We start from the raw sequence: 22,364 nt of genomic DNA, 5'->3' as shown, positions 1-22,364 counted from the left end.
ATCTCTAAACCTCTTCTGGTATATTCAAAGCTCCCTGATGGTTTCCATCTGTTTTTAAAATCTGAGAAAAATACTCTTCTGCTTCTTTTTTCTGACCCATACCTAATTTTCCAAGCCCCATCATAAACAAACAGTGCATTTTATTTTTCAGATTCAAATCCTCGTCAAAAATCAATAAATCCGGCAAAGATACAGCAAAATAATCAATTCGCATCTCATCATATAAATGTTTTTCCCCGTATCCTATAAGTTTATGGAATCTGCCCCTGGCCGCTTCATCTTTTCCTAATTTTGCAAGGGCTGCACCCTGATAATAAATCATTTCAGGCGGCTGGTCATTGTAATACATGGCGCCTACAGGTTCAGAAATACCAGTAGAAGCGGTTTCAAAACAAGACTCTGCCTTTTCCTGTTCTCCCATTCTCTCATAAGCAATTCCCAGATAATAATAAATATGATTTTCCTGCGCCCCGTACAACTTTCCTTCTCCCAGGTTATACGGATAAGAACCAGATGCTTTCAGAAGATAAGACTCTGCCTTTTTATTCTCTCCTGCTTTCAAAGCCTTTTTTGCTAACTGAACCAAAGCAGTCACATACTGTTTCGGAATCTTTCCTTCTCCGCCTTCCCATGGATGGAATTGTCTTGTTTCTGCAAGACGCAGAGCCTCTTCATAGGCACCGGTGATATTTAACAGGGTAATATACTCTACCATTAAATCATCTCTGTCTTCCACCTGTTCCATATGCTTACTTAAGATTTCCAAACGTTTTTTTGCCGGAACTCCGGTCTTTTTATAAAGTTGATCTAACTCCATTAATACTCTGGAATCTGTTTCATCCATTTTGTAGGCTGTTTCCAGTTCTCTTCTGGCCTTTTCCGGATTCTGTTCTTTATTGTAATAAGCCAGCGCCAAATTTCTGTGTGCTGTTGGGAATTCCGGTTTTAATCTTGCCGTCATTTCCCAGTTTTCTACTGCTTCTTTATATTGCTTTTTATCGTACCATAAATTCCCCAAACAATAAGCTGCCATAGGTACCGGTATTTCTAAATTTTGCATTGCTTCCAGAACTTTAATATCTTCCAGTCGATGTGGAAAACAATAATCTGCTGCTGCCTGCTCTCCTTTTTCAGCCAGAGAAATCGCCTGCGCTCTCTTTCCTCTTATCATCGCACAGAAAGCCAGATAATAAAATACCATTGGGTATACCGCGTCTTCTGCCTGGTTCAATGCTCTGCTTCTGTTCAGGATCACCTCTGCCTCTTCTACCATACCGGCTTCCAGATAATCAATTGCCAGTTCTAAATAGGTCTGATAATTTCCTTCCAGTATTTTGTCAGCTTCTGTTCTGTAGATTTCCGGATCTTTCCCTTTTACTTCTGAAATAAAGGACTGTTCAAACCTGCTTCCTAAATCTAACACATCAATATCGCCGGCCGTTTTCAGCCAGGCCTCTGCCTTGTCCGGAAATCCCATTTTTCTTAATATCGCTGCTTTTAAATTTCTCGCTTTCATGTTGTGATAATTTCTCACAATAGAACGCTCAATATGCTCCAGTGCTGTTTTGTAATCTTTCTGAATACAGGCAATACAAGCCATTTGATAAAAAGCAGCGTCTTGCCATGCACCATTCCAGGTGGCCTTATAAAAAGCATCATACGCCTCAGATAATCTTCCCTGAAATTTTAAACACAATCCTAAATTATACAGAGGTTCTCCATCTTCCGGATTGGGATTGGAGCGGGTTAATTTTTCTATCGCCTGTCTAAAATATTTCTCGCTTTCTTTAATCTTACCTCTTCTGAATAACAGACTGCCATAAGCATTATTTAACCGCACATCTGTTTCATCTCTTCTCAATCCTTCTAAATAATAGTCTGCTGGTTCGTAAGTTGCATGACGGTACTGCTCCAGATGTTTTCCATATAAATATAAATCCTCTGTGGTTTTTGCATCTTTTGGCAGAGGCGCTTCTGTTGCAGGGTCTGGTATTTTTTCTATTTCCGGTTTTTTACCTTCATAAGAAATCAACTCTTTTCCTTCCCGATTTTGAACACTGATTTTCAGTTCCCATTCCTGCATTTGTTCTGGCTGTTCCAAGATATCCTGAAATGCTTCTGCCGGAGAAAGCGTGAGTCTCTTGTTGTAAATTTCCTCTCCATTTCTATATACACATACCTGTGCATCCGGTTCTTCCCCGGTAACGTATACTGTCACTTTTGCTTTATTTCCTTCCACTTCCACACCTACAGCTGCATCTGTGGAAGCATTTTTTACCATTCCTACCCCTTTATAAGGCATAAAATACTGAGTAAATACTTTCTCCTCATATGGCTGCATCCAGGTGAAATCCGGCTGATTATCTGTAAAACAACCTGTCATCAATTCCACATATGGGCCATCTTCATCTGTAAGATTTCTGTCCCATGCCTGACCGAATTCTCCACAGCCCCAGGTCCACTGTTTCTTTCCAGGAGAAATATGATGATCTGCCACATGAAGAATACCTGCTTTTTCTTTATAATCATAGCCTCCGACGAAATTATAATCTGAATGATACGCCATATAGGAAGTAGGTACAGGAATATTTTTATATCTGGAGATATCCACACCAGCAGAATAATCCATTTTGTAATAGGTTCCTGTTGCAATAGGAAATCTGGAAACTGCTCTTTTTCCATGATCCATAACCGCATGCACATCTGGCGGAAAAACAGATTGCGTATACTCATTTACCGGTACCGCCGGATTCGCCCACCAAAGAAAGGTCTGCTGGGTACTGGTTCTGTTATAAAGCTGCGCTTTAATTTCCAGATAGGCTTTTCCTGGATACAGGGTAAAAGCAGCCATTCCTTTGGTACGGAACATATTTTCCACTTCACTGACATATACGGTGCAGCTTCCATCTTCATTTTCTGCTGTATAAAAACTTACTGGATCATACGTGCTTGGTCTGTGATGCTGCGGCCAGTTAAATTCTATTCCGCCGGAAATCCATGGCCCTGCCAATCCCACAAGCGCAGGTTTAATAACATGATTATAATATACAAAGTCATAATTATTTGTTTTATCTGTAGCTCTCTGGATTCTTCCTCCCAATTCCGGAAGCACCATAATCTTCAAATATTCATTTTCCAGATAAACAGCATGATATGTTTTATCAACTTTCTCATCATAGATTTTATCAATAACCGGATGCGGATATACCTTTCCACTGCTTCCCTGGTATACTCTTTTCTCTAAAAACATAGGGTTTTTATTTGGCTTTCCAACAGGATATGTTGGAATCACCACATCTTCTTCCCAAACCGAAACTTTTCTCTCTCCCATAATAATCCTCCTGTTTCTTTACCTGCTGACTTTGTTCATTTCCCTCATTGTAATTTTTATATGAAAGTCTAAAGGATTTTCTTTTTCTAATAAATACAGGCTGTTATTTTTTTCTGCAATATAAATATCATCATAATATCCATTAGCAGGTTCCATGGCACAGTTATAATCCCCACGATAGCCGCCTGCGGTAATCCATGTTCCCAAATAAGGCAGCTTCTGTGCATTGTATTCTATCACACATTCCATCCCATAACTGGGATAACGATATCCGCAAAATCCAGACTTTATTTTTTTATCTGCATAATATTTCACCATGGTTCCGGATTCTCTTGCCGGCACCTTAGAAAAATCATATTCTTTATTCCAAATGGGAACATGCCTTTCTGCTGCTCCCAGTTCCTGACTGAAAAGAACATTTTCAAAGCTGTCGACTTCCTTGGGATACCATAACTCCATATCCTCTTCATACCGCATTAACCCATGAAAAGCCCAAAGGCAGGGAAATGGTTCTTTCTGTTCGTTGCAAATATGATAATAAATAATCACCTGATTTTCTTTCAGTTCTAATGTCTTCTCATACGTATAAGAAAATCTTGTGCTTCTGAAGGATAAATGTACACACTCTCTGCCAATCTCATATTCAAAAGGACTGCTCCAGATTTCCCCATGGTCCGGATAAACTTTTTCTCCGTTTCTGCTCATAACCCTGCTGCCTGCAATGCTGGGAAATGCATCGTCCAGCCCTGAAGCATCAAATTTTTCGAATTCAGCATCCCTTCCGGGAATCTGATACTGTTGTTCTTTCATCTGAGCCGCAAATTCAAACTTTGTCTTTTTATATTGCAAAGATGCCAGCTTTCCTCCAAGCCTTGGAAGAATAACAACCGAAACCGTATTATTTTCCATTTGAATTCCTTCTAAATTTTTCCATTTTATACATTTAATCTCTGTCATAAGGAACCTCTGGAATTATCCCTTCTTTTTGAATCGAAGCAGTTTGCTGTCATAGTCACCATACAGTTTCACCTGAACTCCTCTGTTCATAAGAAAAGCGCCTGTTTTTTCATACTGTATGCCTTCCAATTCAAACTGATATACCTGATTTTCTTCTAAACCACGAAGTTTCACACAATGGAAAGCATCTCCATACTGTTCATGATCCAAAAAGATAAATACAACACTTTCTCTATCTTTCACATATTGTACCGCCTGGATTTTATCTGTCTTTAAAGAACAAAGTCTGTATAAATCTCCAAACTGCACGGTTTCTCTGATTTCTTTATATACTTTTATATAAGAAGCAATCTCCTCCATTTTTTTATCAGACGTACTGTTTAAGTCGATTCCAATGCCCAAAGAACCGCACATAGCGCTGTACATGGAGAACTGAAGAGGAATTTTTCTTCTGTCCATGCCAAAATCATCTGTAAGCCATGCCCGCATGTATTTTACTGGGTATAAATAGCTATAAGACTCCTGAATAGATAACCTGTCCAGAGCATCTGTATTGTCACTTGGCCAGTATTCATCAAAATACCGCATTGCTCCAAAATCCACTCTTCCGCCTCCAGACGCACAAGCTTCAAACTCCACTTCTGGATGGCGTCTGCGAAGTTCCTCAATTAACCGATACACACCTTTTGTATTTCGTACCGAGAGTTCTTTCCACTGATTCTTATCCAATGATTCAGAACCCATTTCACTTGCATAACGGTTCATATCCCATTTAATATATTCAATTTTTGTTTCTGTCAAAAGCTGGTCAAAGATTGTGATCAGATAATCCACCACTTGAGGATTCGCCATATCTAATTCATATTGGTTCCTGCCCATGAGTACTTCTCTTCCCGGGTATTGATAAATCCATTCTGGGTGTAACTGGAATAACTGACTCTTGGGATTTACCATCTCCGGCTCAATCCAAACGCCAAATTTCATTCCCAACTCATGTACTTTATCCGCCAATTCTGACAGTCCTTTTGGAAATTTTTCTTTGTCTACATGCCAATCTCCCAGACCGGCTGTATCATCTTTTCTTCCTATAAACCAACCGTCATCAATAACGAATAATTCCACTCCCATTTTGGCTGCCCTTTTGGCCAGTTCTATCTGCTCATCACAATGAACTGCAAAGGTCGTAGAATACCAGGAATTATAGAGTACCGGCAACGGCTTCTTGGCAAATTCTTTCGGCATAAGGTACTTTTTACAGAAATTGTGTATGGTATGTGTCATCTTCTGAAATCCTGCATCTGAATATCCCGCATAAACAGCCGGGGTTTCAAAACTTTCTCCGGCGCCCAGTTCCCATGCAAAATCTGTATCACTGATTCCTATGAGAATGTTTAGAAAATTACTGTTCACGGCTTCTATAACTGTCTTAAAGTTTCCAGAATATTCTAAAGCCCCGTAATATACCTCTCCACAGGTTTCTCCTGCCTGTTTATGAATCATAAAAATCGGATTGACTGTATGTGCTGTTAATCCATAAAGACTTTCATATACCTTTTTTCCTGAATTTACCGGTTCACTGTGAGCTAAAAACTCAGCTCCCCAGCGCCCCTTATAGTTAATGCTTTCATATCCTTCCCCAGGAAGCCCGTACTCAGCAGAATAAAAGCGTTCTAATACAACCGGGTCTTCTCCTTTATTTACCGCAACTCTCCATTTTTTTATCACATCTTCTTCCGGGAAGACCTGATAATGAAGATGTACTTCAAAAGGATATTTTATATCTTCCAATATAAACTCCAGATGATTTTCTTCTCTTACAAAACCCTCTGCCTTACAGCGAAAATCTCTTACTCCATCTGAAAATAACACTTTCAAAGATGTTTCCTTAAAACGCATTCCGCCAAAAGAAGAACATTCTTCTCTTACATTTTGCGGTTCCTGCATATTAATAGTTGGATTTTTGCCGGATTCTCCGAGAAAATCTTCTCCATGCTCTATTTTTTTACCCCAATACAAGTTTTCCAATGTTCCATTTTCTGATATTCCCAGAATATAGCTGGTATTCTTTGTCTGAAGTGCAAACACTCTATTGTCATAATTCATAATAGCCATAATTTTCCTCCTCTTTTCTTCACCCTTTTGTTCCTGAAGTTGCAATTCCTTCTACAAATTGTTTCTGGAAAACAAGGAACAGAATAATCATAGGTACAATTGCAATAAGAGATCCGGCCATCAACTGAGGATAATCCACAGAATACTGTCCCATTAAATTTACTAACCCGGATGACAATGTCATTTTTTCTATAGACATGTTTACAATCAACGGCCACATCAAATCTTTCCATGCAAATAATGCTGTGAAGATTGCTACAGATACCAAGCCTGGTTTTGTAAGGGGAAGCATAATTTTCCAGAAAATTTTCCATACACTGCACCCATCCAGCACCGCAGCTTCCTCCAGATCCTTTGGCAGACTCATAAAAAACTGTCTGAGTAAAAAGGTTCCAAAGGTACTTACAATACCCGGAAGAGCCAATGCCTGTATTGTATTTAACCAGCCCAGCTTGCTGACAATCATATATTGAGGTAAAATAAAAATCTGTCCCGGAACCATCATTTGCAGTAAAACAAGTCCAAAAAGTAAATTTCTTCCCGGAAATTCTAATCTGGCAAAGGCATAGGCTGCCATTGCACTAAAAAATACAGAACCTAAAACACGAAACAATACCATTAAAAATGTATTTTTAAAAAATGTAAGAAATGGTAATGCCTCCATAACTGCAGTAAAGTTTCTGGGACTCCAGGAAGAAGGCAAAATCTGAGGCGGTACTTTCAAGGCCTCTGACTGTGTCTTAAAAGCAGTTAAAATAGTCCAAACAAAAGGAAGAACCATAATAAAAGCCATAAGAATTAAAACTGCATATACAAAAATATTTCTTCTCTTCTTTGTCTTCATTTTCATCCCTCCTAATCGTTATAATGAACCCATTTTTTCTGCAGTTGCAACTGAATGACAGTCAAAATCATAATAATAGCAAATAAAACTACAACGATTGTAGAACCGTATCCTTTATTGTAATTTGTAAAAGTATAGCGGTAGAACAAATATACAATAGATTCTACGGAACGAAAGGCCGGCGCAGACGGTTTAAACATCATAAAGATTACGTCAAACACCTGCAGCGCACTGATAATAGAGGTCACAATAACAAAAAATAACGTAGGAGAAACCATTGGCACTGTAATTTTCAAAAATCTCTGAAACGGACCTGCCCCGTCTATTTCTGCTGCTTCATAAAGTTCACCGGGTACGTCCTGTAAGCCTGCAAGTAAAAGAATCATATTATAACCTACCATACTCCAGATTCCCACAATTGCCACTGAAATCATAGCCATTCCCGGATCCCCCAACCAGTCCGGTCCTGAAATTCCCATCTCGTTAAGTATCTGATTAAAAAGACCAAAATCTTTGTTATAAAGCCATTTCCATACTAATGCTACCGCTGCCGGAGCAGAAACTACCGGTAAAAAATAAATACAACGGAAAAAACTTTTTCCCTTAATTTTTGCATTAAGTAAAACGGCCAAAAGCAACGACAACATGACTCCGATAGGAACCGTTATAATTGCATATACAAATACATTTTTAAGAGAAATCCAAACTTCTTTGTCTGAAAACAGTCGAACATAGTTATCCAGCCCTATAAAAATAGGGGCATTAAATCCTTTGACCTCATGAAAACTATAATAAAAAGACTGGATAACTCCCCAAAGATTCAGAATTAAAACACCAAGAACCGTAGGGGCAATAAATAAGTAGGCATAACCCCATGTCTTTACATTTCTTTTCGTAAGAGCCAATCTGGGATTTTTATTTTTCGCTTTTCCCTTCATCCTGTCATTTCCTCCTTAATTCTGCCAAATTTCTTATAGAAAAGCCGCATCCTGCTTCCCTATTGGCTTCCTGAACAGGTGCGGCTTATCTTGTTTTACTGAAGAGTTGCATTTATCTTTTCCGTAATTGTTTTCATGCCTTCTTCTACCGGAAGTTCTAATGAGAAAATCTGAGGCATATATTCATCTAAAATAGCAGTTGCTTCTGTAGTACTTGCTGTAAGACCAGGGCTTGTGTGTCCGTAATCTTCTACCTTTACAAAAGGAGCGGCATCAAAATCTGTAAATTTATCAATCCAGGGTTGCTGTGTTCCCTTATATGCAGGAATTGCTACACCAGATTCTGCCTGAATCGTTTGTGCTTCTTCGGATCCAAGATATTCTGCTAATTTTTTTGCTTCCTCCGGATGTTTTGTGTTCGCAGATACGGAAAATGCCATACCACTGCAAATAGCAGCTTTTTCTTTTCCTGTTGGCAGTTCTGCTACACCAAAGTTTAGTTCTTCTACATTTTGATATTCTGTGAGCATCCAGGAACCGGCAAAAGTCATAGCTGTTTTTCCGGATTCAAAATACTCATCTGCAGTCAGATTCGCAAAATCTGCGGGTGTTGGAGAATAGCCCTTTTCTACAAAAGAAACTGCATATTCCATAGCTTCCACTGTTTCCGGAGAATCAAAGGTACAAACTCCTGTTTCTTCATTCCAGATATCTCCGTTATTCTGCCAGATTAAATTCCAGTAAAAGTTCTGTCCGTTATTATCTGCATTCAGACCGTAAATTCCGGCGTCTTTATTTGTCAGTTTTTCTGCTGCTGCAGTAAGATCTGCCCAAGTCCAATCACTGGTGGGATACTCCATATTTGCTGCATCAAATAAATCTTTGTTATAAAACAGTGCTACCGTTCCAATATCTTTGGGAATTCCGTAAAGCTTGTCATCAATAGAAAAATCTTGTACTACATAGTCCGGAAAATTACTTCTGTTTGCCACATCACCTTCTAAAATATCTGTTAAATCCATGAGAATTCCACCACTGGCATAATTTTCTACCTCGTCCGGGTGCATGACTACAATATCGGGAAGATCTCCTCCCTGTGCAGCTGCCTGTAATTTTGTCCAATATTCATCCCATGGTACTGTTTCTACAGTTACTGCAATATCAGGATTTTTTTCCATAAATCCATCTGCCATAGCTTTTAATCCAGGTTCCTGATTAGAATCCCAGAAAATCATTTTCAGTTCTGTCTTTCCTCCCTTTTTACTGTCGCCCGAACTTGAACTTCCTTCTGCATTACCAGAACCACCACAAGCGCCCAAAGCTGCTACCATACTTCCTGCTGTCAAAAGTGTTATAATTTTCTTGTATTTTTTCATAAATTTTACCTCGCTCCCTGTTTTCCCATAATAAACACGCACTAATGCCAAATAAAAACTATAAACTTCCCCTTGTTTTAACTTTGTTTTTATAATGCTGATTGGTTATTTTAACTAATCCGGATTTGTTTTTATAGCTTTATTATACACAATACCTATATGCAATCCTATAACTATCCCATGTACTTATTTATATAAATCTTGTATTTTTCTGCTTTTTTTGTTATATTTATTATACTTACAGATAAAACTATCATACCAGGAGGCAAAGAAATGCTTGTATATGATCAATATATTTATCCCGAAAAACCGGATTCTGATGATGATATCGTAATTTTTCATTCTGGCTTTTCTTCCACTCTGCCTAATTATAGTTATGGAAAAGACACCAGGGATTATTATCTCATTCACTACATCACAAAAGGAAAAGGAACCTACCAGACGGAAAATCAGCGCTTCTCTCTCCAGGAGGGTGATGGTTTTCTGATTCTACCTGAAAGCACGATTGTACATACTGCAGATAAACAGGAACCTTGGGATTTATGTTGGATTGCTTTTTTCGGAAAAAAAGCAGAAAACTTATTAAAATCCGTTGGATTAGACAGCGAACATCTGATTTTCCATTATAATGATGATGATTTTTTAGAAGATTGCATCAAAAATATCTATAATGAAAGTCGTACCAATAAAAATCTCTTTTATATAAATGCTTACTTTTATTTATTTATGGGAAAATTAGCCGAACAGCACAAATTCCAGTGTCAACTTCCGGAAAAAACAGACATTGTTAAATTCAGCCATTTCGAAGATGCTATGATTTATATTCGCCGAAACATTCGCCACCAAATCTCAGTGGAGCATCTTGCCAACTATATGCGTCTGGATCCTTCTCAGGTCTATCGTATTTTTATGGCAAATACGGGAAAATCTCCGAAACAGGTTATCAATGATATGAGAATGGAAAAAGCCTGCGAATTTCTTACAAAAACAGACCTCCCCATACGGGAAATTGCAGAATGGATGGATTATGAATATCAATCTCACTTCACCAAACAATTTAAAGCTAAAATGCATATGAGCCCCTCCCAATATCGACTTCTTTATAAAGTTTAAAGACAGATGAGGAACCTATACTGTATGATATCAACCTGAGTTTTATTAATCCCACTCCAGACAGACACATACCGGATAGTGGTCTGAAAGCCACACGCTCCCTTTTCTGTCCTTCCACTTTTCCACAGAAGTACAGGAAAAACCAGTCTTTTCCCCATTACGAACATAAATATAATCAATACTTTCTTCCTGTTCCTCTGATGAAAATCCATGATAGGTACTGCCAATTCCCTCTGTCAAATTCACATAATCCTTGTGTTCCCTCAAAATCTCCATCTCATCACTTTCCGGCTCTGCATTAAAATCTCCTGCCAGAATCACCGGAATACCTGCAAAATATCTTTCTTCCTCCAGTTTTCTCAAAATCTGAGAAAGCCCCAACTGCCTTGCTTTTGCCCCCAAATGATCCAAATGTGTATTCAGCACACGAAAAACTTTCCTTTCTGATAAGTCCTCAAGCACCAGTTCTGTACACACCCGCGGACATTCTGACTGTTCTGCATAACGACTTCCCGGCAAAAAGCAGTCCGGAGAAAGCCAGAAAGTTTCCATGGAAATCATATTAAAACTTTTATATTTAAAAGCTATGGCTACCTGCTCTCCGTCCAGTTCTCTGCTTCTTCCACATCCTACCACATAATAGTCACGCAGTGTTTCCTTTAACCATATAGCTACATGAGGAAGAACCTCCTGAAAGCAGATAAATATCCGGCTGCTCCCGCTCCAGCTTTTCCTCAATTTCCTGTTTCCGAAAACAAAAACTATTATCCTTGTCCTGATTATAATCACAGCGAATATTAAACGTTACAAATTTTAACATGCCTTATCCCTCTTTTCCTTCATACATTTCTATACCCAATTATAGTCTGCTTCCATACCTGTTTGCAGCTCTTGTTGATTCCACAATTTTCTGTATAATCCATTCCTTCCCTCATTGTTCTACCCTTACCGACAAGGTAATGGATATACAGAAGGTAAAGGAAGTAAATCCCTGTACCTCTCAATATTTCAGCCCCACTATTGGCTTAGAACCACAGAAAAACCCGTAGAACCGAAGTTCTACGGGTATCTTACGCTTGGACACAATGCACCTTTCGGTACTTCTATATTTTATTCTAATTAACTAAGGTAGTTCTTTTCGCTTTGCTCAAAGAACGGCTTTCTCACTAAATTCGTGCTATGCACTCATTAAGTGTTCAATGCCTACTCGATAACTGTAGCAACACGACCTGAACCTACAGTTCTACCACCTTCACGATATCAGACCGGTGTATTGCGGTGTTCAAATGGTGATTTTTCGTGTGATTTGTGTGGAAAATCCGCATTTTCCACTGTGTCCGTATGGTTTTTTGGGATTTTGTTATCATGGTGTTATCATGACAACCTATTCTTAATTCTATCTCCTTAAATATTTTCTTTCCTGAATATATGCTTCATATTCCGCAATAACATAATTGCACACTTCCTCCATATAATCACATCTATTTTTCAAATCTAAAATAGTAAAATTTCTTCCCACCTCTTTAGGTGTTTTATTTCCATGTGCAATATAATTACGATTATCTACCATTTCCTGTATGTAACCGCCAATTTCATTTCTCGGTAATACATTTTCTTTCATACCAAATGAATTAGCAATGCTTTTTAGTTGTTTATATCTTATATTTTTTCCATCTGTCGGCATCATATCATGAGAAATAACAACCTTGGGATTATTTATCATTTTATCTGATAACTTCCATCTTTTTTCCCATTTATGTTCATTACCTACATTATACATTCCATCATATTCATCAGAAAAAATCAAAGAATATAATTCATATGCACACTCATCAAGCTTTACATCTGCATTATTTAACTCATCTATTGTTGTTGATACCACCTGACGTATTGTTTCTTCGTAAATCCCATACATATATACAAAATATAACCCTTTTGTAATATTACAATATTGATTTCTCTCATCAATGTTAGCTAACCATAACTTCAATTCACAAACCTTACGAGTCAACTCATTTTTTATTTCATCAAACAACACTTTATCCCTCGAATTTATTTTTGCAGTATTCAATTCTCTTGATGACGCGTTCTTTTGTATTCGTAGCTCCTGTTGTATACTTTATAAGTTCACTATCTTTTATCCATTCTTCCACACCCTCTGTATTAATTGTTCCATTTTTAAGATATGCTAAAGCAGCTCCCACTGCAACAGCCTCATAAAGATTCAGTGGCGTATTTTTTCTTCCTTTACTAATTCCTTTTGGCAGCGCCATATTCAATGTCTTAAATACTTCACAGAATATTTTCTCATTTTTGCTGTAATTAAATTTTTTATCTGCTTTCTCCATGTAATCATTCAAAAAATCTCTTACACTATGAACAAAACTTTTCAAATCATACAAATATGCAAAAAATCTTAATACCAATTCCTCTCTAGTTCCGTCATTTTCTTGTCTTTCCGTTAAATGAACGCATTCGATAAAATCTTGATTCTTAGATAATTCTTTTATAAAATTATTAAATCCACCCCTATAAACACAACTTCTAATTTCCTGATCGGTAAGTGTAACACCACCTCTATTCAATCTTTCAAATAAATCAAACCTAACTTGTTTATCACTTTTATCGCTCAGCGTTGTAACTTTTATATTAGACAATCTGAATTTTGTTTGAATGTCTATCGGTAACTTGGTAAAACTTTTCCCATTAAATTCTGTCAATTTTTTTAATTGCTCTAATGTCAATTCGCTCAAATTGGGAGTTCCTATTTTTTCTCGCTCCTCATCTGTTCCAGCGAAACACAAAATAGTACTCACACGCTGTACTCCATCTATCAATTCCCATGTTCCATCCGCATTCGTAGCCATAAATAAACTGGGAATAGGAATCCCTAAAAATATTGATTCTATCAAGCTAGACTGCCTCTCCTTATCCCATCGAAATTGTCTTTGATATTCAGGGGCAATATTTATCAATTTATCATTTACCATACTAATCAATTCTTTTATCGAAAGATCGTAAGTATTAAAATCAACTTTCATTTTTTGCTCCATCAGTTGTTTCTGCAAATCCATTTTCACTATTTCCTCTTCTTAATATATTATGTTTATATGGTTCCAATTATTCATAAATATATCACTTAATTCAAACTATTTATTCCGCACTCACTTTGATACTAACAAGACTTTTCATCAAATTCTTCAAGAACTTCTCTCCATCTCGTCAGAACTTCTTTTCCAACAATAAGTTCATCTATAAGTCCCATGTTAAGCGTATCAATGAATCTACACAAATAAGATTTTCCTTTTACCCAGAAAGTATAATGACTATCAATAAACATCACATGATTTACCTGTTGTCCGGTTCTATCGTATATTTCATTAAATTCATATCCATCAAGTTCTGCTTCATACACAGCATCTGCAACTCTACTTCCAAATGACTTTGAATAATAATACTCTTTTATTTCCCACACTAGCTTAGGATTATAAATCGAAGGATATGCTCCATCAAACCTTCTGGAAGATGCTCCAATAATCTTTCTATTATTTAACAAATACACAAGCCCTCTTGGATCTGGATTAAATTCCTCATCTCCACCAAGCATTTCTTCTGCTATCATGGTAATAATTGCGGTAAAATAATTTACTTTTTTGATCTCTTTACGTTGTTTATTCATAATCAGCTTACATTTATATTTTCCGCTATTTCTCATTTCTTCAAATATCTGCTTAGCCTCATCAACGTCCATCAAATTTTTCTCAATCGTATTATTTAACAAGTCAGCTCTCATATTACAATATAAGACAGCTTTGTTAATTCTATCCGGAGAAACTTCAATATTCTCTTTGTCGCACAATTTTTCTATTTGCTCTACTGTATAAGTTAAAACGATTCCTTTTCTAGAATATCCCAATTTTTCGCTAATAAATCGTATAAAAAACCAAAACGATTTATCTTCTCTTCTAAATTCCTTAAATGCCTTCATATTGCTCCACCTCAATAAATAATTCCGACTTCTTCACTTGCAATGCATGCGCAATTTTGTCTATATTTTCCAAAGAAACATTACGCTTACCAAGTTCTATGTCACTTATATATGTCCTATGTAATCCGCATAAATCGCCTAGCTCTTCTTGTGATATTTTCTTATTTTGTCGTATTGCTCTTACTGCTTTTCCATAAGCGACACGTATTTCTTCCTGCATTGCTTGACACCTCCAATTAGTTAAATTATAATAGCACTGTAGACTTTGAGTCTACAGACTATAAGTTACATGTGAGGTTTGAGCAATGTCCAAAGTACCAGCATTATTAAAGTGGATCGGAAATAAGCAACGCTTTGCCGAAACCATTATTTCATATATGCCCGAACAATTTAATAACTACTATGAACCATTTTTAGGTAGCGGTGCTGTAATGGCACAATTACTATACCAAAACAGCACAACCAGCACCCCTAGTTTTACTCATTCATATGCCAGCGATATCTTACCATTTTTAATTGATATTTTTAATATCGTCAAATATGATCCGCAGCAAATAAAAAATTATTATTCAAAGGAAATTGAAGATTATTATAAAGATCCTAGTAACAAATACAATGAAATTAGAGATAGATTTAATAGCAATCACAATGCTCTTGATTTCTGTCTTCTATCACGTACATGCTACTCCGGAATAATCCGTTTCCGAAAAGCAGATGGGTATATGTCCACTCCCAAAGGTCCACATAACCCTATCAAGCCAGAAACCTTTTCAAAAAGAGTAGATTTATGGCACGATCTTATAAAAAACTCGACTTTTTCAACTATGTCATTTGAAGAATGTATGGATAAAGCACAACCTGGTGACGTAGTTTATTGTGATCCGCCATATACTCATAGCCAAAGCATTATTTATGGTGCTCAAACTTTCAATATAGAAACATTATTCAATAAAATAGCTGAATGCAAAGCCAGAGGTGTTTATGTAATGTTATCAATCAATGGCACACGGGAATCCAATAAAAAAGATATTTCTGTCACACCACCTATGGGTTTATTTGAAAGAGAAATTTTTGTCAACTGTGGTACCTCTATGATTGATCGATTACAAAACGCTGGTCAAACCATGCAAAATGAAGTTGTTCATGATAAACTACTTCTTACTTGGTAGATATTTCTTTACAAAGGAGATATACTCGACACTCGTCTCGTATCTCCTTTGTAAATATTTTTATTTTTCTAACACGAATATATATTCATGTGCCAACATTAAAAATGTTTTTTCTATATTATCCCAATATTCTGTAGCTTTGCAATTATACTGTTCTTTTATAATAATTTCTTTAAGTTTAAGTCCTGCATCAACAAATTTTTGCATAGAATTCATTCCCAGTGGTAGCACATAGCCTTTCTTCCGTATATCTCCAATCATAAATGCACATATTCCTTGCCTTTTTAGTACCCTATATGCTTCTTTTGCAACCTGTTCCAGTTCCTGCAAAAAATCCTCATATTTTAAATGAGAAATATCTCCTGGAATTTCTTTACTATATCGTATAATATCAGCATATGGTGGGTGGGTACAGATAAGATCTATACTTTCGTCTTTTATAAATGATAAATTGTTTGCATTTCCTTGTTTGGTGAATATTTTTGATTTTTCTTGACAAGTAAAATTTAGATTTGTGTTAGATAATTTGACAGCTTCAGAATTTATATCAACGCCAATTGCATTTCTTCCCAATAACTTTGCTTCAATCAACGTTGTGCCACTGCCTAAGAATTGATCTAGTATCCAGTCTTTTTTCTTTGAGTATCGTAAAATGATATTTCTAGGAATATACGGAGACCAGTTTCCTCTGTATTTTCCTGAATGCGTAGCCCAATTTCCTCTTTCAGGAAAAGACCATATTGTCGTATCTTCTAATTTGAATCTTTCTGGTGTTTCTCTTATAACAATCGCTCCCTTCTTTTTTGCTCATTATACTTCCACATTGTTTATTTGTCCATGAAAAATCTCCATCCAAATATTAATTATCAACTATAAATGAGCAAATATTGAAATTTGCACAAAACTACCCTACCAGTTTCAAAACAGCTTCAAGTGACGCGCCATTTTTTATGAACTGGTGCAGATTACCGATTCGCTCTGTTTTGACTTGATCTTGAAAATACCGGTATCCTTCCTCGAAGGTATTGTATTTCCCAGAATGCATACAGCACATGTAATGAACCAATGACATGATCAGCCAATACCGCTCGATTCCCTGCCGTGAGCGGATCTGACATTTGTCCAGCGCAAGTTTGTTTTTGCTCTGACGGAAAAATAATTCGATTGGCCACCGTTCTGTATATGTGTCAAGGATTTCCTGTGTGGATATTCCGGCATTTGTGGATATAAATACCCTCAGCGATTTCGGATTTCCAAAAGCTTCCCGGGGATAGCTGATAATAACCACCGCGTTTGGAATATCATTGAGTTCTCCTTCGTAGCGATACACATAGAATTCACGGCCGCCAACGGTCACAAGGCTGACAGCACGGTCTGTTTTTCTCAAATGAAGGGCAAACTCACTGACTTTCTGGCGGATTCCGCATGGATAGATGACCCGGTTGGTCTTCAGCGCTCCAATCGTATAAAATCCTTTCCGGATAAAACTCTCCATTACCTTTACGGAGGTATACCAGCTGTCGCATAGGAAATAGGAAATCACCGGTGCCACAGGAAGTTCATCCGCAATCTCCTGGACAATCTGTATCTTTGACTTTGATTTGTCATACAGGATGTCGGCATAATTCAGTATGAGCCCATTACAGGAAAGCATGACAGAAACAATCTGATGCCCATAATCCTGACAGCCCTTTAAATGGGATTGATGAAAGTACGCCGCTTCAATTGGATGCCCGGCCTGTAACGAAGGCCTGGTATGCGAAGCAATCGTATCATCCACAATACAGAAAACAGGCTGTCCTGAGCGTTGCGCTTCCAGATAAATAACCTGTATGACGGCATTTTTCAAAGTATCCTGGAGAGCGGAATCATTCCACTTGCCGTGGTTCAGGAAATAGGCGGTTGTGGTTCTATGCTGGTTACTTACTTCGGCGAAATCTACAGTTTTCCCCCTGTAACCACGGAGGAAAACGGAAACAATGATAGTCATCAGATGGTTTAGGTACACATCGGATAAAAATAAGCCGAGTTTTAAGGTTTTAAAGTAATTGTAAATACTGTTAGAATGATGTATACTGTTTGCAACGGGCACCCCCTTGTTGTTTGAGTATGTTGTTTGTTGGTACTTCAATTATACATCATTCAACAGCGGGTGTCTTTATTTTGTGCAATATTTGGTATTTACTCATTTATAGTTATCAATAAATATTTTGAACAGAGATTCCTTTTGCATTATAAATAATATATTATTTCTTTCAATGCTATTTCTTCAGCATTTGCTTTGATATTATTCATCCTTCTCACCCATTCCATCTGATTCTGCGTCTTTAGTTCTTCCGTAACGCCCCACCGTTCAGCCATCTGCTCCACCAGCATCTCAACTTTTTCTCTTGCTTCTTTGTCTACCTGATTCAAATGCTCCGTCAGTTTCCCGGTCAGTACCAGATATTGATACCTGGCACTCCTGTGTTCCTTCAAAAACTGTTTTCGCATTATTCCATACTTCCCATATGTAGGTTCTTCCTCATTGATTTCCAGGTCTGGCAGATAATAATCTCCATGCAGTGTGTAGTTCAGTCCGTTCTTTTCATCATAAATCTGTTTCTTCATATTCTTACAACTCCATTCCTCTGTACTTTGCTTTATTCTTCTTAATTTTTGCATTGTGTTCTTCACTTCGTTCTCTTGCCCATTGTATACGGTCACCTATTTTTTTCGGCATTTGCTCCTTCTGTTTTCTCGCTTCAAGTTCCGCCTGAATCCGGATATCGTCCTGTACCAGTCTTTCTACCATATCTTTCCCCAACATGCGTAAAAGCCGATTATATCTGTCCGCAAGTCCTTGCAACATTTCTTTCTCACCAGATAATTTCTGATAATCCTTCTTAACTTCTGCCAGTTCCTTTTTTATGTTCTCATGCTCCTGCTTTTTCTTCTGAAACTTACTTTTCCAGTTATCTCTTTCTCTGGTAAGTTCTTTCACCTGTGCAGCCATCGCACCTATTTTATTTTTCATTTCAATGAATAACGGTTTGATTTTCTTATCCCGGTAAGTTACCGCACGTTCTAACGTAGTAGCTTCCGGTAGAAATGTTTTGATCATTCCATATTCTTTTATTTCCTTACTGACATTATCCATCACTGGTTGCAGGAATTCTCTTCTGTCCTCCAGTTTTTTCAATTCCGTTTCTACTTTCTCCGCACGTTTTTCCGCTATCTCTTTATCTTTCTGGAACTGAATTTTTTCTTCTTCCAGTAGCTTAATATCTGCCCTTGCGTCCGCAATCTGAGAAGTCAGGCCTTCATTCTCTGCTGTCAGATTTTCTTTTTCCTGTTCCAGTTCCTGCACTTCCTTCTTACGTTCTTTTTTTTTGAAATTGTAAACATCCAGATGCTCTTCATGTGTACCTTTCTGCTCCCATTCAATTCCATGCTGCATTGCAATTTCTGCCAGCACTTCTTTTTCATGATTTATCCACTGGTTCAGTTCTGTGTCATGCTTATTTCCACCTTGAAATCCAAGACTTTTTAATGCCTGTTTCAGTGAAACTCTGGTATCCATTCCTTTTCCCTTCCAGTTGGTCACATAAGGAACAAAGTCAATATGCAGATGCGGAGTAGCTTCGTCCTGATGCAGATAGCAGCTAAATACCCGAAGTGTCGGATTCCGCTTCTGGAAGTCTTTCACATATTCGTCCAGTATCTTTACAGCCAGATTTCCTTCTGATGTTCCCACTGCCATATCCTCACGATTTCCTATCTGGAAGATTACTTCATGGAACAACTTCTCCTGTTTGCCCTGGCGGATTTTTTCATAATAATTTGCAATCTGCCGGTCCTTTCTTTTCCCGACATTGTATCTCTCCGCAGCATCGTCAAACAGTTCCTTATAAACTTCTTTCAGATTCTCATTATTATAACAAATGTTCAATTGCACTCTGTCCGGATCTACATTTTCTGCTACAAAATCCCGTCTGTTATGAGCCAGTGAACCGGCTCCGATCATGCCACTGATTGTCCGTTTCATCATAAATTTTCTCACCTCTTTTCTACTCGAGTGCCAGACATGGCACATAATTTTTATTTACGCCAGTTATGGCGATATTTAAGAAATTTTCACCGGATACGGCAGTTTTGTTACTTTTGTCAAAAGTAACGCAAAAGCACTTTCGACAGCCGTACCGTCCATCAAAAGTCCCCTTGCGCCCTGCCGGGGGCTATTTATTTCGATATCTTTGCCTGCACATATTCCAAATCTCCACAATAAGGTGTCCCCACCAGATACCATTCTCTTGCCAGATTCATCACCTACCAGCACTTCCAGTCCTTCTCCACAGTGAAATCCTGTATCAATCCATAAGTCTGATGATAATAATCCATATCTTCCATTACTACTGTTGTATCCTAATCTTCCCTGTTTCATCATTTTCTGCTCCTTTCCAATTTGTAAACGGAATTTGTAAACGGGGCTCAAAAGATTTTAAAAGTTAACTTTTTAAGTTTTTCCTTCAAGTTCCGTTTACATCGTTTACAATAATCTTTACTCAAACGGTATCTCCAACTGTTCCGGTACTTCCATAAAGCCGTCTTTATCTTTCTTCACAGAATCTTCCATCCTTTTCCATGAACGCTGTATTCCATATTCCTTTCCGAACCGATGTGTACCATGTGGTTTCCAGCCTTCAATTGCATTGTTCATAATATTAGCAATCTCTTTACTTTCCCACTGTTTCATTTCTCCAGTTCGATGTAGCGCTTCATCGAACAGAATTCTGGTACATACATACTCGTCATCGTAGTCATCAAGAAATGCCTGTATGATTCCGGCATTGGTATCTTCCGGCATAAATTCTTTCTGCAGACGCTTTGCCTCTTCCTCAATTTCCTTTGTAAATCCTAAGAACACATTTCCCTGTCGATACAGTACCATTGCCTCTGCCCAGGCCTGTTCGATATAGGCTTTGCTCTCTGCCTCATTGTCCAGAATATGAACTTCTGCTTTCGGCATATCTGTCATCACCGGAGCAAATCGTCTGTTTCCGGTTCTGTCCAGAGGAAGAAAATTCAGATCATTTGATGTTCCGCAAAATACACACTGTCTCGGTCTATCCTCCGGGTGAACTTCATAAGGCACTTTATAAGTTTCTTTCTGTCTGCTCAGAAACGATTTTATCTGTTCAATATTCTTTGCTGTGACAGTTGCCTTCATTTCTCCCATTTCGATAATCCAGTGGTTCTGCAGTTTTCTGTAAATATTTTCATCGTCCAGATGATCCAGATTGTCGCTGAACCATTCTTCTTTTATCGCCAGATATTTGAAAAATGTGGACTTTCCGGCTCCCTGACTCCCAACCAAACACAACATAATATCATATTTTATTCCCGGTTCATAAATTCTTGAAATCGCTGCCAGCATGTGCATTTTCATTACTCCGATTGTATATTTGCTCTTTTCTGCTCCCAGAAAATGTGGAAGCATATTTTCTATTCTTGGAATTCCGTCCCAGACCAGACTCTCCAGATAATCCCTAATTGGGTGATATTTATTTTCATTGGAAACAATATCTACTCCTGCTTTGATCACACGCTCACTTGTCAGTTCATAATTTTCTTCCAGATACATCTTCAAATTATTTTCATCAGTATCTGTAACCGTAGGACTATTATTCCTCCGCTCCCAGGGAACCTCTTTTACAATGTCCATTCTTCCAGAAAGTTCATTTCGTTTAATCGCTTTTTTCAATACCGGATCATTTTGAAGTACGGTTACACAATTTCTAATTGTCTGCTTTATTCTTCCTTTATCCGTATGCTCCAACATATTATTGACATCTTCTGTTGTAAGCATTTCCTCGTTCACAATATCTTCTAATTCCATCAAGGACTTCTCGCTGATATTCGTTAATTCTTTCTTCAATTTTTTCAACCTCCCTTCTCTTCATCTTGAAAAACTCTACAATCTCTTCTCCTGTTCCAAACATCAGCACGTCCAGATAGTCATTTATCTTTCTTTCATTTTCCAATGCCTCCGTAAATAATTCGTGCCACTCTTCTTCTGGTTCTGGTCTGTAAAACTCTTTCCAAAACTGAATCCATTTCAGATATCTGATCAGCACGTCTGTTGCATGTTTCAACCACTGCTCCAGTTTTTCTCTGATCATCACAACTTTAGGTTTCTTTGATATCAAAGTATTCCTGCTTTGGTGCGTCCTTTTGTATTTGTTTCTGTCTTCGACTTTTATATCCAGTCCAAAATCTTCTATCAGCTTTTTCGCAGCTTCATACTGTGATATTCTAAATAACCTTGCTGTAAAATCTATTGCATCACCACCCACTCCACATGCAAAGCAATGATATATTTTATCTGCCTTCATACTTGGATGCCGGTCTTTATGAAACGGACAACATGCCATTCCATTTCTTTTTACTTTAATCCCATAATGCTCTGCAGCCTGTCTGGCTGTCACACATTCTTTTACCTGTTCAAATAATGTCACTTCTACCTCCTGCCCCTCCGAGCAAGTCTCCGATGAACA

General features: G+C 37.7%; 20 protein-coding genes and 1 pseudogene. 2 read left to right on the top strand and 19 right to left on the bottom strand.

Features of this window, described 5'->3' with window-relative positions; genetic code table 11:
- Positions 1-4: 4 nt before the first annotated feature.
- The 6 genes from DQQ01_RS01740 to DQQ01_RS01715 form a co-directional block, all read right to left on the bottom strand.
- Complete coding sequence (locus tag DQQ01_RS01740; RefSeq protein WP_111917920.1) at positions 5-3,331, bottom strand: DUF5107 domain-containing protein; 3,327 nt, start codon at positions 3,329-3,331, stop codon at positions 5-7.
- Positions 3,332-3,349: 18 nt separating this feature from the next.
- A complete protein-coding gene (locus DQQ01_RS01735) occupies positions 3,350-4,288 on the bottom strand; it encodes an aldose epimerase family protein (RefSeq protein ID WP_111917919.1) in 939 nt (312 codons plus the stop codon).
- 15 nt (positions 4,289-4,303) lie between these two features.
- A complete protein-coding gene (locus DQQ01_RS01730) occupies positions 4,304-6,400 on the bottom strand; it encodes an alpha-galactosidase (protein WP_111917918.1) in 2,097 nt (698 codons plus the stop codon).
- Between the two features lie 19 nt (positions 6,401-6,419).
- Positions 6,420-7,244: a carbohydrate ABC transporter permease gene (locus DQQ01_RS01725; RefSeq protein ID WP_111917917.1), complete on the bottom strand. Its 825-nt coding sequence runs from the start codon at positions 7,242-7,244 to the stop codon at positions 6,420-6,422.
- Between the two features lie 11 nt (positions 7,245-7,255).
- Entirely contained in the window at positions 7,256-8,182 is a 927-nt protein-coding gene (locus DQQ01_RS01720; protein ID WP_111917916.1) for a carbohydrate ABC transporter permease, read from the bottom strand.
- Between the two features lie 95 nt (positions 8,183-8,277).
- The gene (locus DQQ01_RS01715) at positions 8,278-9,558 is read right to left on the bottom strand and encodes an ABC transporter substrate-binding protein (RefSeq protein ID WP_162624218.1); all 1,281 of its coding nucleotides are present in this window, start codon (positions 9,556-9,558) and stop codon (positions 8,278-8,280) included.
- 273 nt (positions 9,559-9,831) lie between these two features.
- Between DQQ01_RS01715 and DQQ01_RS01710 the strand changes: the two genes are divergently transcribed.
- Positions 9,832-10,671 carry an AraC family transcriptional regulator gene (locus DQQ01_RS01710; RefSeq protein ID WP_111917914.1) on the top strand — a complete coding sequence of 280 codons (840 nt, stop codon included), beginning with the start codon at positions 9,832-9,834 and terminating at the stop codon, positions 10,669-10,671.
- A 45-nt stretch (positions 10,672-10,716) separates the two neighbouring features.
- Here DQQ01_RS01710 and DQQ01_RS01705 read toward each other — a convergent pair whose 3' ends face one another.
- The 6 genes from DQQ01_RS01705 to DQQ01_RS01685 form a co-directional block, all read right to left on the bottom strand.
- A complete protein-coding gene (locus DQQ01_RS01705) occupies positions 10,717-11,322 on the bottom strand; it encodes an endonuclease/exonuclease/phosphatase family protein (protein WP_242980707.1) in 606 nt (201 codons plus the stop codon).
- A complete protein-coding gene (locus tag DQQ01_RS16260) occupies positions 11,315-11,491 on the bottom strand; it encodes a hypothetical protein (protein ID WP_242980740.1) in 177 nt (58 codons plus the stop codon). Before DQQ01_RS16260 ends, DQQ01_RS01705 begins: the two co-directional genes overlap by 8 nt.
- Positions 11,492-12,067: 576 nt before the next feature.
- Positions 12,068-12,709 carry an MAE_28990/MAE_18760 family HEPN-like nuclease gene (locus DQQ01_RS01700; protein WP_111917912.1) on the bottom strand — a complete coding sequence of 214 codons (642 nt, stop codon included), beginning with the start codon at positions 12,707-12,709 and terminating at the stop codon, positions 12,068-12,070.
- 1 nt (position 12,710) lies between these two features.
- Complete coding sequence (locus DQQ01_RS01695) at positions 12,711-13,745, bottom strand: DUF262 domain-containing protein (RefSeq protein ID WP_111917911.1); 1,035 nt, start codon at positions 13,743-13,745, stop codon at positions 12,711-12,713.
- A 101-nt stretch (positions 13,746-13,846) separates the two neighbouring features.
- Entirely contained in the window at positions 13,847-14,659 is an 813-nt protein-coding gene (locus DQQ01_RS01690; protein ID WP_111917910.1) for a DUF7687 domain-containing protein, read from the bottom strand.
- Positions 14,646-14,879 (bottom strand): helix-turn-helix domain-containing protein, encoded by a 234-nt coding sequence (locus DQQ01_RS01685; protein ID WP_111917909.1) that lies wholly within the window; start codon positions 14,877-14,879, stop codon positions 14,646-14,648. Before DQQ01_RS01685 ends, DQQ01_RS01690 begins: the two co-directional genes overlap by 14 nt.
- A gap of 85 nt (positions 14,880-14,964) precedes the next feature.
- Between DQQ01_RS01685 and DQQ01_RS01680 the strand changes: the two genes are divergently transcribed.
- Positions 14,965-15,828 (top strand): DNA adenine methylase, encoded by an 864-nt coding sequence (locus tag DQQ01_RS01680; RefSeq protein ID WP_111917908.1) that lies wholly within the window; start codon positions 14,965-14,967, stop codon positions 15,826-15,828.
- Between the two features lie 60 nt (positions 15,829-15,888).
- Here DQQ01_RS01680 and DQQ01_RS01675 read toward each other — a convergent pair whose 3' ends face one another.
- The 7 genes and pseudogenes from DQQ01_RS01675 to DQQ01_RS01645 form a co-directional block, all read right to left on the bottom strand.
- Positions 15,889-16,569 (bottom strand): TRM11 family SAM-dependent methyltransferase, encoded by a 681-nt coding sequence (locus DQQ01_RS01675; RefSeq protein ID WP_330407714.1) that lies wholly within the window; start codon positions 16,567-16,569, stop codon positions 15,889-15,891.
- Positions 16,570-16,732: 163 nt separating this feature from the next.
- The gene (locus DQQ01_RS01670; protein ID WP_111917880.1) at positions 16,733-17,818 is read right to left on the bottom strand and encodes a transposase; all 1,086 of its coding nucleotides are present in this window, start codon (positions 17,816-17,818) and stop codon (positions 16,733-16,735) included.
- A gap of 242 nt (positions 17,819-18,060) precedes the next feature.
- Entirely contained in the window at positions 18,061-18,438 is a 378-nt protein-coding gene (locus DQQ01_RS01665) for a TnpV protein (RefSeq protein WP_111917906.1), read from the bottom strand.
- Between the two features lie 4 nt (positions 18,439-18,442).
- Entirely contained in the window at positions 18,443-19,858 is a 1,416-nt protein-coding gene (locus DQQ01_RS01660) for a plasmid recombination protein (RefSeq protein ID WP_278278164.1), read from the bottom strand.
- A 191-nt stretch (positions 19,859-20,049) separates the two neighbouring features.
- Positions 20,050-20,251, bottom strand: a pseudogene (locus DQQ01_RS17985) (DUF5348 domain-containing protein).
- A 117-nt stretch (positions 20,252-20,368) separates the two neighbouring features.
- Positions 20,369-21,706: a virulence-associated E family protein gene (locus DQQ01_RS01650; RefSeq protein WP_111917904.1), complete on the bottom strand. Its 1,338-nt coding sequence runs from the start codon at positions 21,704-21,706 to the stop codon at positions 20,369-20,371.
- Entirely contained in the window at positions 21,651-22,325 is a 675-nt protein-coding gene (locus tag DQQ01_RS01645; protein ID WP_111917903.1) for a CHC2 zinc finger domain-containing protein, read from the bottom strand. The genes DQQ01_RS01650 and DQQ01_RS01645 overlap by 56 nt, the downstream gene beginning before the upstream one ends.
- Between the last annotated feature and the right edge of the window lie 39 nt (positions 22,326-22,364).

The sequence above is a fragment of the Blautia argi genome, from assembly GCF_003287895.1.
Lineage (GTDB): Bacteria > Bacillota > Clostridia > Lachnospirales > Lachnospiraceae > Blautia > Blautia argi.
The sequence above is the reverse complement of the archived record's forward strand: the minus strand, read 5'-3'. Positions and strand labels throughout refer to the sequence as shown.

Coding starts and splice junctions, on each gene's coding strand:
- DQQ01_RS01740 (WP_111917920.1), bottom strand. CDS start 3,331: ATGGGAGAGAGAAAAGTTTCGGTTTGGGAAGAAGATGTGGTGATTCCA.
- DQQ01_RS01735 (WP_111917919.1), bottom strand. CDS start 4,288: ATGACAGAGATTAAATGTATAAAATGGAAAAATTTAGAAGGAATTCAA.
- DQQ01_RS01730 (WP_111917918.1), bottom strand. CDS start 6,400: ATGGCTATTATGAATTATGACAATAGAGTGTTTGCACTTCAGACAAAG.
- DQQ01_RS01725 (WP_111917917.1), bottom strand. CDS start 7,244: ATGAAGACAAAGAAGAGAAGAAATATTTTTGTATATGCAGTTTTAATT.
- DQQ01_RS01720 (WP_111917916.1), bottom strand. CDS start 8,182: ATGAAGGGAAAAGCGAAAAATAAAAATCCCAGATTGGCTCTTACGAAA.
- DQQ01_RS01715 (WP_162624218.1), bottom strand. CDS start 9,558: ATGAAAAAATACAAGAAAATTATAACACTTTTGACAGCAGGAAGTATG.
- DQQ01_RS01710 (WP_111917914.1), top strand. CDS start 9,832: ATGCTTGTATATGATCAATATATTTATCCCGAAAAACCGGATTCTGAT.
- DQQ01_RS16260 (WP_242980740.1), bottom strand. CDS start 11,491: ATGTTAAAATTTGTAACGTTTAATATTCGCTGTGATTATAATCAGGAC.
- DQQ01_RS01695 (WP_111917911.1), bottom strand. CDS start 13,745: ATGGATTTGCAGAAACAACTGATGGAGCAAAAAATGAAAGTTGATTTT.
- DQQ01_RS01690 (WP_111917910.1), bottom strand. CDS start 14,659: ATGAAGGCATTTAAGGAATTTAGAAGAGAAGATAAATCGTTTTGGTTT.
- DQQ01_RS01685 (WP_111917909.1), bottom strand. CDS start 14,879: ATGCAGGAAGAAATACGTGTCGCTTATGGAAAAGCAGTAAGAGCAATA.
- DQQ01_RS01680 (WP_111917908.1), top strand. CDS start 14,965: ATGTCCAAAGTACCAGCATTATTAAAGTGGATCGGAAATAAGCAACGC.
- DQQ01_RS01670 (WP_111917880.1), bottom strand. CDS start 17,818: ATGACTATCATTGTTTCCGTTTTCCTCCGTGGTTACAGGGGGAAAACT.
- DQQ01_RS01665 (WP_111917906.1), bottom strand. CDS start 18,438: ATGAAGAAACAGATTTATGATGAAAAGAACGGACTGAACTACACACTG.
- DQQ01_RS01660 (WP_278278164.1), bottom strand. CDS start 19,858: ATGATGAAACGGACAATCAGTGGCATGATCGGAGCCGGTTCACTGGCT.
- DQQ01_RS01650 (WP_111917904.1), bottom strand. CDS start 21,706: ATGGAATTAGAAGATATTGTGAACGAGGAAATGCTTACAACAGAAGAT.